The organism is Tunturiibacter gelidiferens, from assembly GCF_014201335.1.
Lineage (GTDB): Bacteria > Acidobacteriota > Terriglobia > Terriglobales > Acidobacteriaceae > Edaphobacter > Edaphobacter lichenicola_E.
On record NZ_JACHEB010000011.1, the window covers coordinates 250,583 to 263,096 of the forward strand.

Annotated in this window: 13 protein-coding genes and 1 pseudogene; 7 read left to right on the top strand and 7 right to left on the bottom strand. The window is 59.0% G+C overall.

Features of this window, described 5'->3' with window-relative positions:
* Positions 1-5 precede the first annotated feature (5 nt).
* The 5 genes from HDF14_RS20860 to HDF14_RS20880 all read right to left on the bottom strand — a co-directional run bounded on the left by HDF14_RS20860 (position 6) and on the right by HDF14_RS20880 (position 4,772).
* The gene (locus HDF14_RS20860; RefSeq protein ID WP_183980543.1) at positions 6-1,025 is read right to left on the bottom strand and encodes a metallophosphoesterase; all 1,020 of its coding nucleotides are present in this window, start codon (positions 1,023-1,025) and stop codon (positions 6-8) included.
* A gap of 78 nt (positions 1,026-1,103) precedes the next feature.
* Positions 1,104-1,682: a recombination mediator RecR gene (recR, locus tag HDF14_RS20865; protein ID WP_183980545.1), complete on the bottom strand. Its 579-nt coding sequence runs from the start codon at positions 1,680-1,682 to the stop codon at positions 1,104-1,106.
* Between the two features lie 46 nt (positions 1,683-1,728).
* Positions 1,729-2,061: a YbaB/EbfC family nucleoid-associated protein gene (locus tag HDF14_RS20870; protein WP_183980590.1), complete on the bottom strand. Its 333-nt coding sequence runs from the start codon at positions 2,059-2,061 to the stop codon at positions 1,729-1,731.
* Between the two features lie 27 nt (positions 2,062-2,088).
* Entirely contained in the window at positions 2,089-4,137 is a 2,049-nt protein-coding gene (gene dnaX / locus HDF14_RS20875) for a DNA polymerase III subunit gamma/tau (RefSeq protein WP_183980592.1), read from the bottom strand.
* Positions 4,138-4,313: 176 nt separating this feature from the next.
* Entirely contained in the window at positions 4,314-4,772 is a 459-nt protein-coding gene (locus HDF14_RS20880) for an SET domain-containing protein (protein ID WP_183980547.1), read from the bottom strand.
* Positions 4,773-4,885: 113 nt separating this feature from the next.
* Here HDF14_RS20880 and HDF14_RS20885 point away from each other — a divergent pair, with 113 nt between their 5' ends.
* Both HDF14_RS20885 and HDF14_RS20890 read left to right on the top strand, forming a co-directional pair.
* Complete coding sequence (locus tag HDF14_RS20885; RefSeq protein WP_183980549.1) at positions 4,886-5,617, top strand: tetratricopeptide repeat protein; 732 nt, start codon at positions 4,886-4,888, stop codon at positions 5,615-5,617.
* A gap of 83 nt (positions 5,618-5,700) precedes the next feature.
* Positions 5,701-6,255 (top strand): DinB family protein, encoded by a 555-nt coding sequence (locus HDF14_RS20890; RefSeq protein WP_183980551.1) that lies wholly within the window; start codon positions 5,701-5,703, stop codon positions 6,253-6,255.
* Between the two features lie 21 nt (positions 6,256-6,276).
* On the opposite strand, the gene HDF14_RS20895 is transcribed toward HDF14_RS20890, so the two are convergent.
* Positions 6,277-6,792: a hypothetical protein gene (locus tag HDF14_RS20895; protein ID WP_260698457.1), complete on the bottom strand. Its 516-nt coding sequence runs from the start codon at positions 6,790-6,792 to the stop codon at positions 6,277-6,279.
* 124 nt (positions 6,793-6,916) lie between these two features.
* Between HDF14_RS20895 and HDF14_RS20900 the strand changes: the two genes are divergently transcribed.
* From HDF14_RS20900 to HDF14_RS20920, 5 genes are all read left to right on the top strand, one after another.
* On the top strand, positions 6,917-8,122 hold the full coding sequence (locus tag HDF14_RS20900) for a tetratricopeptide repeat protein (protein ID WP_313899653.1): 1,206 nt from the start codon (positions 6,917-6,919) through the stop codon (positions 8,120-8,122).
* 149 nt (positions 8,123-8,271) lie between these two features.
* A complete protein-coding gene (locus HDF14_RS20905; protein ID WP_183980553.1) occupies positions 8,272-9,309 on the top strand; it encodes an alpha/beta hydrolase in 1,038 nt (345 codons plus the stop codon).
* Between the two features lie 102 nt (positions 9,310-9,411).
* The gene (locus tag HDF14_RS20910) at positions 9,412-9,726 is read left to right on the top strand and encodes a PspC domain-containing protein (protein WP_183980555.1); all 315 of its coding nucleotides are present in this window, start codon (positions 9,412-9,414) and stop codon (positions 9,724-9,726) included.
* A gap of 3 nt (positions 9,727-9,729) precedes the next feature.
* On the top strand, positions 9,730-11,031 hold the full coding sequence (gene lysA / locus HDF14_RS20915) for a diaminopimelate decarboxylase (RefSeq protein WP_221304798.1): 1,302 nt from the start codon (positions 9,730-9,732) through the stop codon (positions 11,029-11,031).
* A 173-nt stretch (positions 11,032-11,204) separates the two neighbouring features.
* Positions 11,205-11,654, top strand: coding sequence for a hypothetical protein (locus HDF14_RS20920; protein WP_183980557.1), 450 nt, complete (start codon positions 11,205-11,207; stop codon positions 11,652-11,654).
* A 722-nt stretch (positions 11,655-12,376) separates the two neighbouring features.
* On the opposite strand, the pseudogene HDF14_RS27865 reads toward HDF14_RS20920, so the two are convergent.
* Positions 12,377-12,514 (bottom strand): annotated as a pseudogene (locus HDF14_RS27865) (IS30 family transposase); the annotation flags it as partial.

Consider the following 12,514-nt stretch of genomic DNA (forward strand, 5'->3'; position numbering starts at 1 on the left):
TCTACTTACGCGATGCCAGTAACCGTTCCATCTGCCTTCTTCGTAAATGAATGAAGCAACTGCCCCTTCTCATCGAGATGTCGCAAAGTCAGCGTCTCTGCCGTAACCTCCAGATCACTGAACCCGTAAACTCGCGCAGCATAAGGCCCACGCTGAGCTTCATCGATCAACAGCGGATAAAGATCCGCCCCACCGCCACCCGACAAAACAAACGAAGTCGGATGCCCATCAAACTCCAGGTGCTGCATATCATGGTCATGCCCCGCCAGATACAGATGCACCTTATGTTTCCGTAACAGCGGCTCCCAATCCCGAACCAGCACCTTGTGATCCCCATGCGGCCCATTCGAAAAGATCGGATGATGCCCCATCACAATAAGAAACGGAGTCTTCCGAGGCTTCTCCAACTCTGCCGCAAGCCAAGCCAACTGCTCAGCCTGCTGCTCCGGAGTAAGCGTAAAGTTCACCCCAGCTGCCTGTGGCCCTTCAGGACGCGGCATATTGCTATCCAGGGCAATCACCGTCATCAAAGGCTTCTTCACCGGAAACTCAAAGCTGTACCAGAGCGAAGGCATCGTCCAACGCGTCCCACCCGCTCTCGCATACTCCAACTCCGCCGCAACCTTACTCTGCGGCATCCGCTGATAATCATGGTTCCCCGCAATCGCATACGCCGGACAATCAAACACCCTCTTCGGATACATCTCTTCAAACTGCGTCTGCCAACGCACATCTTTCACACCGCCCGGCAGCGGCCCATACCAGTTGTCCCCCAGCATCAGCAGCGCTTCGGTCGTAAATCCCTGCCTGCGTGCATAAACCTGCATCGCCTTCGCGACACGGCTCTGCGCCTCAAAGTTCTCATATCCCCAATCGCCCACCATCAGCAACCGCGACGCGCCGTTCGCTGAACTTATCTGCTTCGAACTCGCAAGCGACGGCAAGGCACCCAGTCCAGCCAACGCACTGAACGCGAAACTCTGGCGCAGAAAACGCCGCCGCGAAACTACTTCACTCGGATCCATGAACCACCCGTTTGGTTATCTATGTTCGTACAACGAGTTAGACGAATCACCACCACCAAAAGCTGCGCAAGCGAATAGCTAAAACTCGCGCCGCCCTTCCATAGCCCGCGTCATCGTCACCTCATCGGCATATTCGATATCGCTTCCCGCCGGCACACCCGTCGCAATTCTCGTCACCTTCACATCGGCCTTCATCTTCCGCAACTCGAGAGCCAGATATCCCGCCGTGGCCTCTCCCTCTGTCGTCGGCGAGGTCGCCAGAATCACCTCATCCACCTCCGCCAAACGAGTCAGCAGATTCGCAATCCGCAACTGCTCCGGCCCCACCCCGCCAATCGGTGAAAGTGTCCCATGCAGCACGTGGTACACGCCGTGGTAGCTCCGCGTCTTCTCAATTGTCCCAATATTGGTCGGCTCTTCCACCACGCAAACCAGCCGCTGATTCCTCACCGGACTCGCGCAATATCCGCAAGGATCAATATCCGTAATGTTATTGCAGATCGAGCAAAGCCGCAGGTGCAGCTTCAACTCCCGTATAGCCACCGACAACGCCTCAGCATCCTCCGCCGACGATCGCAACACGTGAAACGCCAGCCGCTGCGCGCTCTTGCTCCCAATCCCAGGCAGCTTTCTCAACTCCTCAATCAGCCGGGACATCGGCTCCGCAAAGCGATTCGGGGTAGCACCAAAAGAACTAGCCACCTTATCCCAACCCCGGCAGATCCGGCAGACCCAACCCACCCATCATTCCCTGCACGCTCGACTTCATCGCCTCGTCCGCACGTCGACCCGCTTCATTCACCGCTGCTGCAATCAGATCCTCCAGCAACTCCAGGTCGCTCGCCGAACTTCCCATCGCAGTCGGCTCAATCTTTACTCGCAAAACCTCCTTCTTGCCATTCATCCGGACGGTCACTACGCCACCGCCGCTCGAAGCTTCCACCACCGTTGCAGCGAGCTTCTTCTCCATCTGCTCCTGCATCTGCTTCGCCTGCCCCATCATCTCTTTCATCTTTCCGAGATCAGAAAAATCCATCATCGTCTCCAGTGCTGTTATGAGCAGCTAGTCGTTGTCCCGCAGATCGATCACATTTCGAATCTCAGCGTTGAACAACGTTTGCGCTCTTTGCACTATTGGATGCTCCATGGCCTTCGCTTGGACGCTTCCACTTTTCGCTGCCCGCGGCTTTTTCGCATTGGCTGCGCTCTTCACGCCCGGAAGCAACACCAGCTTCAATGCCCCGGCACCAGAATCCCGCAACGCAGCCTTCACTAGCTTCTCCACCTCAGGATTGATTACTAACGGCAGCATCGTCTTCGACAGTTCCGTCTGCACCCGGACCTCTGTTTCCGTCACTGTCCAATCTGCATCCCCCAGCGCATCGGCCGGCGTCGCCTGATTCTTCGCCGCCAACAAAGCATCGACGGCCACTCTCTGCAACTCCTCCGCAGAATGTAACGCATCTAGTTGCATATCTGAGCGGCCGTTCTCCGCACTCTCCTCTTGCGCAACGGCGTGCAACGTTGCAACTGCCGTCTCCGCTAGATCTCCAAGCTCCACCAGCGCAGCTCCCTTCGCATCACCGTCCGTCAGCACCATCTCCGCAGGCGTCGCAATGGCAATCGGCACAGGTACTACCACTGGCACAGGCATCGGAGCCGCGATCGGTACAACCGGACCCGCAACAGGAACGACAGGAATCACAATCGGCGCTGCCACCACGGCCTTCTCATCAAACCGATTTCTACTCTGATCCCTTTCAAAGGGAGAAAACGCCGGTCTCGCGCTCGCTACCGTTGCGCTCGTCTCAAGCACACGCGCCGTCGCCGCTCCGCTCACTGGATTCCTCGGTGGCGGTGCAGCAGGCGCACTCACCGTCCTCGCTGTTGCCACACCTGGGCCGGGCCTCGCCCCGCCGGCAACAGGGAACTGGCTCAACACCGCTTCAATCGGCAGAAGCCGCCGCAGATGCACCAATTTCAGCAAGCCCAGCTCAAAGTGAAACCGTTGCTCCTGCCTGTATCCCAGCTCATCAAACGTCTTCAACATCACCTGCAGAAACCTCGTCAACTCCTCTTCGCTGAAGAGCGCAGCTGACCGTCCCGCACGCCGTTGCTCATCCGCCGAGATCTGCAGCAACTCTCCCGCAACCCCATCTGCACCCGCGCCATCGACGCCGATACCAGCAATCTTCGCAATCACCGTATTCCGCAGATACCTCACAAACTGCCGCGCCAGCTGTGCCGGAGAGTTCCCCGCATCCAGCAGTTGATTTGCAACCGTAATCACTTCGGCGCTCCGATTCCCATCCACCGCCTCGAGAATTCGCTCAAACACTGCATTCGGAACCGTCCCCATCAGCTCCCGAATCTGTCCCGCATCCAGTCGTGCGCGCCCATCCTCCACCGGCGCACTCGCAATCGCCTGGTCCATAATCGAAAGCGCATCGCGCATCGACCCGTCGCCCGCCTCTGCGAGTAGGCTCAACGCAGCCTCATCCGCGTCCACATCCTCCCGCTCTGCAATTCCTCGCAACTCGCCCAGAATGTCCACCAGCTTCACCGCATGAAAGCTGAAGTGCTGACACCGCGACCGCACCGTTTGCGGAATATCCTCTGGCTGCGTTGTCGCCATCATGAAGACAATATGATCCGGCGGCTCCTCCAACGTCTTCAGCAACGCATTGAACGCCGCATCCGTAATCTGGTGCGCCTCATCGAGGATGTAGATCTTGTACTTATCCCGCGCCGGCCGATACCGCGCCGCATCCCGCAGCTCACGAATCTCATCGATCCCACGATTGGTCGCGGCATCGATCTCGATCACATCGACCGCATTCCCCGCCCTGATCTCCGTGCAGCTCTCGCACACCTCGCAGGGCTCTGCCGTCGGTCGCACCGCCGAGCCAATCGTATTGCGGCAGTTCAGCGCCATCGCAAGAATACGTGCAATCGTTGTCTTCCCGATGCCGCGATGTCCGCTGAAGATATATCCATGCGCTATCCGCCTCTGCGTCAGCGCATTCATCAACGTCACGGTCACATGATCCTGTCCCGCAACATCTGCGAAACGCTGAGGCCGGTATTTCCTTGCAAGAACCTGATATGCCATATGGAAAGTAGGGAAGTCGCGATCGTCGCAATAACCCGTCAACCTCTATTGTATCGTCCACGAGCGGAACGTTTATCATCAGCGCACGATAGCGCCGCAGGCGCGTCAGCCTCGATGGCAGATCGCGCCGGTGCGCGCAGCCCGCCTTGAGCCTATGCCCTTCAAAACTTAGAAAACTAACGCCCAGCCCGAACCGCTGCCCGCGCCTTCCGAGCCCGCCGCTTCACTTCAGCCTCGCTGAACATCGTCCCTCTGCACTTCGTCGCCCCACAGTAGCAGTTCTGCTCATCATCGTCGCTGTCGTAGAGGTTGTACTCATACGTCAGTTCCTCCCCCGCCGCAATATCCCGGATTGCCACGATGAACACCCGGCCATCCACGTTGTCCGATTCGCAGTTCGGGTTGCACGAGTGGTTGATAAACATCGCCGTCCCAAACCCATCGATCACCAACCCATTCTCCCCACAGCTGAACAGGTAGGTAATATCGCGGTCCTGGTACCTGTCATCCGCCTCGTCCTTGGTAAACCTCGGCCCGTCATACTCGACGACCCGCTTGCCTTTTTTTATTGCCCGAGTTGTATAGCAGCCCGCCGCATGAATCGACGAAGAACGAATAATGAGTCCATCAACCATAGTTAAAGAAGTTCCATCAAATAAAATAGAGGCAGGGAAGCAGCCTGGGTCAGCTGACTATAACAAACCTCCACGCAACATCGTCAAAGTATCGAAGAAGAACTCCGAGTCCTATGGCAATCAGTCTTAAAATCCGCGCATCGCTCGCCGCCTTCCTCTTCTCCGCGGCCTGCCACGCACAGACTGCGCCCGCGCAAAACCCCTCAGCCCCATGCCCGGCCCCGAGCCAAAACGCATCTCAACCATCCACACCATGCCCGCCACCGGCAAAAAAACCTTCAACCGCCGAACAGTTCCCATTCCCTGGCGCGCCCGCAAAACCAGCACCACCAGCAACCCCGCCACCCGACTCGCCCGGCGCCACCACACCGTCGTCCGCTGCAACCGAGCACCCCTTCCCAACAACACCCGCTCCCGCTCTTCCCGGAGACGACTCCAGCAGTAGCAGTGGTAGTGGGAATAGCAATAGTGACAGCAGCACCAGCGGCACAGATTCAGACGTCCCCGACACCGATATGCCCAAACCCGGCGCCGAAGGTAGCTCTGTCCATCGCAAACTCCCCAAAGTCGCGCGTGTCCAGACAGACGACGAGCGTGTCGACGAAGACCTCCGAGTCGCCAAGTTCTACATGCGTGACGACAACCTGAAGGGCGCCTATCTCCGCGCGCAGGACGCCGTCAAAACCCAGCCCGAATACTCAGCCGGGCACTACGCTCTCGCCGAGATCGCGGAAAAGATGAAGAAAAAAGACGAAGCAATCGCCGAGTTCCAGACCTACCTCAAGCTGGATCCCGACGGCGAAAAAGCAAAGGAAGCCCGCAAAGCGCTGGATCAACTCAAGTAATCTCGCCGTCGACAAGCCAGCCTTCGCCCCTGCAGAGAACACTAGCCGCCACCCCTCGAGCCGGTGTAACGTGATCCTGCCTTATGAACACCACCCTCCATCGCCTTCAACGCGAGATCGCCTTCTGCCTCGACGGACTTGACGCCACGCAGACCCAGCTCCAGCCACCCTCGCGCCCGCACAAATGGACCATTCAGCAGATCATGGAGCATCTCCTTCTCAGCTACTCCGGAACCGAGATGGCGTTGAACGCGCGCCTCACCAAGCGAACACCCACCCGCGCAAAGCCCAGCGTCCCACAGCATATGGCCCAGTACACTCTCATCCATCTCGGCTACTTCCCGCATGGACGCAAAGCCCCGCCTCTGGTCTCGCCCGCTGTCACAGACTACCAACTCTGCGGTGAAGAACTCACCGCCGCCGCGGCCGAGCATCTGGCACATCTCGATCAGCTATGTGCTGAGGCCGAAGCGCTCTTCGGCACAACCTGCCGGTTCGCCAGCCACATGGCCCTGGGACCACTCAACGTCAATCAGTGGAGAAAGTTCCAACTCATCCACGGCGAGCATCACCTCAAACAAATTCTCGCCATCCGCAAAGCCCACAACCTATCGCCAATCGAACGTACAACTCACTGAGCACACTACTATCGCCCAAACCTACCCCTCCGCCTCACCCAGCACACTCTCAATCTGCTCTTCTTCCAGATCGTCCTCCACCCGCAGGTAGCGACGCATATACCGAAGCGGTTCCTCCGCAGCTGCCATCTCCCTCAGGTGATAGAGCCACGCATCCTCACGCGCACTCCGTCGCGTGTACCCTTTGCGTTGCACTGTCCCGATCGAGCCGTCTTTCATCCTGCGGGTGAACGACTGCATCGGAACCTGAAACGTCATCAGCTCGCCCGGCTTCCAGAAGCTCGAGGCGAACTCATGCGAAAACAGCAACGCGTAGTAGCGCCGCTCCGTAGCCAGCACCTCCACCGCCTGGCGAGCGTTCTGCCACGGTAAACCCAGCTTCCCCACATACCATCTACGAAATTCGAACCCGTTAGTGCGCGCCTGCCCGACCAGCAACTGAAGCAACTCGACCCGTGTCATAAAGTCCGTTTCACTCTGTAGGAAGATACCGCGGCTCTCGCCAACTTCCGGTGCCCAAAGAGTACAGTCTGCCATGACGCGCGTCCAATTCCGTGTACCCTACCTCAGAGACGTTCTCTCAATCGGAATCTGTCACAGAAGACATCAAATACCTCAGCGCTTTGTACACCAGGCCCGGAGAAGAATCATAAAACGCAGCGTGAAACCACTCAGTTTTTTTCTCGTCTTCCTGCTGGCAGCCACAGCCAACTCGCAGACCTATAACCCTGCCGCCCACACCGACCCCGTCAACCTCACCCCCGAGGTCCACGACGCCTTCGAACACTTCTATGCCCTCGACTACGAAGGCGCCCTCTCACGCTTCGAAGCAGTCCAGCTAACCCACCCGCAAAGCGCCATCGCCATCGGCAACGTGCTTCTCACCATCGTCTTCCGCGAACTCTATCGCCAGGACCTTCTCGACACCACCTACTACGCCCACGACTCCTTCCTCACCTCAAGACGCAACGTGCCCGTTCCTCAGTCAGTCCGCGATCGCATCGAATCGCTCACCAACTCCGCCGTAGCGCTCACCGATCAGCAGATCAACGCCAACCCCAACGACGCCAACGCCTACTTCGCCCGCGGATACGCTCGCGGCCTGCACGCCGCCTTCATTACTCTCTGCGACCACAGCTACGTTGCCGCGGCCCGTCAGGGCCTGGCTTCGCGCAACGACAGCGAAGCGACTCTCAAAATCGACCCTCAGTACGACGACGCCAAGATGGCCATGGGCATCCAACAGTTTGCAGTCGCCAGCCTTCCTCGCCTCGTCCGTATGCTCGTCGGCATCGCAGGAGTTGGAGGCAACAAAGAAAAAGGCCTCGACCTTCTCCGCGAATCCGCCGCTCATGGCATCGTCACTCCCATCGAATCCCGCACCGCCCTCTCGCTCTTCCTGCGCCACGACGGCCGCTATGCCGAAGCGATCGTTGTTCAAAAAGGTCTCGCCGACCAATACCCTCACGACTACCTCTTTCGCCTTGAGGTCGCGAACCTCACCAAGGACTCCGGCAACGGACCGGGAGCTATCGCTCTCTACCGCGCCATTCTCGCAGACGCGCAAAATCCCACCTACTTCGTTGAGCCACGCCTCCACATGGCCTACTTCGGCCTCGCCGACACACAACGTGGCCAGAATCAGATCGCCGACGCCGCGCAAAACTATCTCCGAGCTGCTGCCCAGCCCACATGCAGCGACTGGATCCGCCGCCGAGCCCAACTCAACGCCGGCGAAATGTTCGACCTCCTCCACAGGCGCGACGAAGCGACAAAACAATACGAGCTCGCGTCAGCCGGAGGAGGCGACCAATCTCAATCCGACGCCGCCCACCGCTACCTCAAGACTCCGTACGTAGGAAAATAAAAAGGTACACCCGCCACGAAGTGGCCGCGCCACGCGTAGTGGGCCCGTCCGGCAGGACATACGCTGCGAAGCAAGCGGCGAACAAATGTCGTGACCGATTGTCAGCGCATAAGACTCGTCTTCGCAATCCTGCTAGCCTAGTCCCACGTATGCGCCTCCATCGCCTCCTCCTTGTCTTCCTCGCGTTCGCCGTCAGTCTGAGAGCCCAACAACCACCCCAAAACAATTCCAGCGTCCTCGACGCCAACGGCACCGCGCACGTCACCCGCGTCATCCCCGTCCCCACAACCATCAGTCCCGAGGCCCAGGACACCCTCCGCCGCCCCGCCGGAGCCGAAAACCAGACCCTCGCCGAACGCCGCACCTCCACCGATGCCTGGCAGACTCACGCCGGCGAAGTCTCCCTCAAAGCCTATCCAGTCAAGATCGAATCCCTCACCATCGCCGGCGTTCCCGTCCGCAACATCCTCCCCCTCGACGAAACTCCCCGGCACCCCGACCACGTCCTCATCAACGTCCACGGCGGCGGCTTCAACGCCGATTCCGGCTCCTTCACCGAATCCATCCCCATCGCCAACCTCACCCACACCCGCGTCGTCGCCGTCCTCTATCGCCTCGCTCCCGAGCATCCATTTCCTGCCGCCGTCGACGACACCATCGCCGTCTACCGCGACCTCCTCAAAACCTACAAGCCCTCCCACATCGCCCTCTACGGCACCTCTGCCGGAGCCATCCTCACCGCTGAAGTCGCCGTCCGCCTCACGCAGCTCAACCTTCCGCTCCCCGGCGCACTCGGCATCTTCTCCGGCATGGGCGACCTTAGCCAGACAACCGACTCCCAAGCCATGTACGCCCTACGCGGCCTCACCGGCAGCCTGCCCGTCGCCGGCACTCAGCCCCGCAACACTGATTACACCGGTACCACCGACCCCAAAGACCCCGTCCTCTCGCCCCTCCACGCCGATCTCCACGGCATGCCCCCAACCCTCTTCATCACAAGCACCCGCGACCAACTGCTCAGCGGCACCACCATCCTCCACCGCGCCTTCCTGCGCAGTGGCGACAATGCCCAACTCATCGTCTTCGAGGCTCTCCCTCACGCCTTCTGGAACGACATCAGCCTCCCCGAGACCAAAGAGGCCTACACCTACATGGCCGACTTCTTCTCCCAGCAGCTAAATCATTAGCAACACACGCGGGCTGCCGGCTCACACTGGAACCGGCAACCCCATCTCTGCGTATTCAATCTCAGAGAGCGTATGGCAAAATAGAAGCTCTCGGAGACGCTCATGTTCTGCACCCAATGTGGCAATAAAGTCGATCCTTCCTCCCGTTTCTGTACGGCCTGCGGAGCACCAGCCGCCGCTGTTCCGCCTCCCATGGGCACCTACCCAACCACCACGCAGCTCACTCGCCCGCGCCACAACCGCATGATCGCCGGCGTCTGCGCTGGGTTCGCTCTCCACTATGGCTGGGACCTCAACCTCGTCCGCGTCCTCACAGCTCTCATGATCGTCCTCACCGGCGTCGGCGCCATCGCCTACATCGCCGCTTGGGTCATCATCCCCGAAGCCCCCTACGCCCTTCCCGCAAAGAGCACCTAAATCTTGCCCAAAAAGATCGCCCCCCCGCCGCCCGCATCACAACCCAGCCCACGACCCTTCGCCTACCGCAATCGCCTCCTCCACTGCGATGGAGCGGACCTCACCGCTCTAGCCGCCGAACACGGCACCCCGCTCTACGTCTACTCTGCGCACCAAATCTCCCATCGCTTTCAACTCTTCGCCGAAGCCTTCGCCAGCCGCCCCCACACCATCTGCTACGCCGTCAAAGCAAACTCCTCGCTCGCCATCCTGCGTCTCCTCGCAAAGCAGGGAGCAGGCTTCGACATCGTCTCCGGTGGCGAACTCGAACGCGTGCGCAAAGCCCACAAAGCAGCCCTAAAAAAAGTAGTCTTCTCCGGCGTAGGCAAACAGATCTGGGAGATTGACGCCGCACTCAACGCCGACATTCTCCTCTTCAACGTCGAGTCCGAAGCCGAGCTCCACCTCCTCGCCGCGCGCGCCGAAGCCTGCAACAAAGTCGCCCGCTTCGCCCTCCGCGTCAACCCCGACGTCTTCGCCGAAACCCACCCCTACATCTCCACCGGCCTCAGCGAGCACAAGTTCGGCATCGACATCAAAGCCGCACGCGCCATCTATCACAGCGCAAAAAAATCAACGTGGCTCGACCCCGCCGGCGTCTCCGTCCACATCGGCTCGCAGATCCGCAAGGTAGATCCCTTCTCCGCCGCGCTCACCCGTGTCACCAGCCTCATCGCCGATCTACGAAAAGACGGACACAACATCCGCTACGTCGACGCAGGCGGTGGCCTCGGGGTCGACTACGGCGCGACAGCCTTCGATCCAGCAAAACAAGTTTTAAAATACTCCGCCGCCCTCACCAAAGGCCTTGGTACCGAATCAGCTCATCTCCTCCTTGAGCCGGGTCGCTTCATCATCGCGCAAGCAGGCGCGCTCCTCACCCGCGTCCTCTACGTCAAAAAGAACGGCACCAAAACCTTCATCATCACTGACGCCGGCATGAACGACCTCATCCGCCCCGCGCTCTACCACGCGCACCACGAAATCATCCCCATCAAACAACCAGCAGGGAAGTCGACCCTCACGGCCGACATCGTAGGTCCCGTCTGCGAATCAGGCGACTTCTTCGCCCGAGACCGCGTCCTCCCGCCCGTCAAGCCCAACGACCTCGTCTTGCTCCTCGACGCCGGAGCCTACGGCATGTCGCAAACCTCCAACTACAACTCACGCCCCCGCCCCGCCGAACTCCTCGTCGACGGAGATACCACCAAACTCATCCGCCGCCGCGAAACCATGCGCGACCTCCTCGCTCCCGAACTCCTCTAACCGCTCTTCGTATCATGTCGCGCCCACGAAGCGTAGTATCACCGCTCTCTACCACAGTGATGTGAGGAGCAGGGTCTCGAAGGCGTCTCCTGCGAAACTCAGCTGTCGTCGATTCCAGTCCATGTTCCCTGGCCCCTAATGCGCTGCAGACTCTAAACATGTCGAGGTGCCCCATGCACGAAGTTTCACTCCTTCGCCTTTACACTTTGCGGCTTTGCTATTTGATCCTCGCCGTAGGCCTTGGTCTCGTCATCTGGCCGACCGTCATTCACCACAGCCCGGAGCAAGCCGTTGCCCATGGCATTCAACTCTCCCTATTCGCGGGTCTCGGCCTGACTGCGGTTCTCGGACTTCGCTATCCAGTACAGATGATCCCGTTGCTGCTGTTCGAACTCACCTGGAAAGCGATCTACCTTCTTGCATTCGCTCTGCCGCTGTGGCTCGCTCACCAGGTGACCCCTGCCGCGGCCAGTGACATCCAGGCAGTTCTCGTAGTCGTCATATTTATTCCCCTCATCCCCTGGGGATATGTTGTAAGGCAATATATTCTCCGCCCGGATGATCGCTGGAAGCGTGGCTCAATCGCTACAGAAGAGAGGAAGCCCGCAACAGCCACGCTCTAGGTAGCATGAAGCTCATGCACACATGAGAAAGGCCGCCCGAAGGCGGCCTCTCCGTTCCGACACTTACTATTGACAGCAAGTGCCGCCATCACAACACGCAGGGTCTCCGCAGCAGGCGTTAACGGTTGCTGCGGAAGCCGACAGAGACGAGAGCATAACTGCTGCAAATATCAACGACAGGACTTTGATCTTCATAAAATCTCCTTTAGGTTTTCAGAAAAAGAACGACACGACCATAGATAAGAACGGGCCGTGAAATGCGCGCCAGAATAGAGAATCTCTCTAGATTCGCAGATCGTCCTTAAGCTGAAAAACGGTCGGATGATAGCGTAAACCTTGAGTAAGCTCGTACAGAGCTATGTGGAGTTGAAGGGCCGGCCTGGTGTGGTGAACACACTCAGAATGTGGTGTGAAACGGACTTCCTCCGATTTGCTCTCTTGTTTTTCCGCGGCTGCGATGGGCGCCTGACACGCCGGACAAGATACAGGCGCATTGTTCACTGGTAATGGGCAGCAAGGAGAGTGGTCCGGCTGACACAGCGGAAACTTTGCAGAGAGATGCTCGGCAAAAGATGCACTCGTGAGCCAAAGGCATGCCAGGAGAAGCGCAAACATTCGACGAAGGTGGCGACTCGGACTCACAGATTAACTGTATCCCATTCTTCTTCTGCGTACAGTCCGTCAGTGTCCAGAGTTTGAGCTTGCCGATAACCCTGGCGGTCTCAACCGGTCGATGCAACACTGGCTTGCAGTTTACTCGCCGGCGTTTGAAAGCCCAAGGTCTCTCGCGGGCGTTGGTTGAGACGCAGCGCGATCTTGTTGAGATGGGCTTGAGTGTGGACGGACAAGTCGGTCTTCTT

Excerpts from the sequence above, each read along its gene's own strand:
- HDF14_RS20860 (WP_183980543.1), bottom strand. The coding sequence starts at position 1,025 with ATGGATCCGAGTGAAGTAGTTTCGCGGCGGCGTTTTCTGCGCCAGAGT.
- recR (WP_183980545.1), bottom strand. The coding sequence starts at position 1,682 with ATGTCCCGGCTGATTGAGGAGTTGAGAAAGCTGCCTGGGATTGGGAGC.
- HDF14_RS20870 (WP_183980590.1), bottom strand. The coding sequence starts at position 2,061 with ATGGATTTTTCTGATCTCGGAAAGATGAAAGAGATGATGGGGCAGGCG.
- dnaX (WP_183980592.1), bottom strand. The coding sequence starts at position 4,137 with ATGGCATATCAGGTTCTTGCAAGGAAATACCGGCCTCAGCGTTTCGCA.
- HDF14_RS20880 (WP_183980547.1), bottom strand. The coding sequence starts at position 4,772 with ATGGTTGATGGACTCATTATTCGTTCTTCGTCGATTCATGCGGCGGGC.
- HDF14_RS20885 (WP_183980549.1), top strand. The coding sequence starts at position 4,886 with ATGGCAATCAGTCTTAAAATCCGCGCATCGCTCGCCGCCTTCCTCTTC.
- HDF14_RS20890 (WP_183980551.1), top strand. The coding sequence starts at position 5,701 with ATGAACACCACCCTCCATCGCCTTCAACGCGAGATCGCCTTCTGCCTC.
- HDF14_RS20895 (WP_260698457.1), bottom strand. The coding sequence starts at position 6,792 with ATGGCAGACTGTACTCTTTGGGCACCGGAAGTTGGCGAGAGCCGCGGT.
- HDF14_RS20905 (WP_183980553.1), top strand. The coding sequence starts at position 8,272 with ATGCGCCTCCATCGCCTCCTCCTTGTCTTCCTCGCGTTCGCCGTCAGT.
- HDF14_RS20910 (WP_183980555.1), top strand. The coding sequence starts at position 9,412 with ATGTTCTGCACCCAATGTGGCAATAAAGTCGATCCTTCCTCCCGTTTC.
- HDF14_RS20920 (WP_183980557.1), top strand. The coding sequence starts at position 11,205 with ATGCACGAAGTTTCACTCCTTCGCCTTTACACTTTGCGGCTTTGCTAT.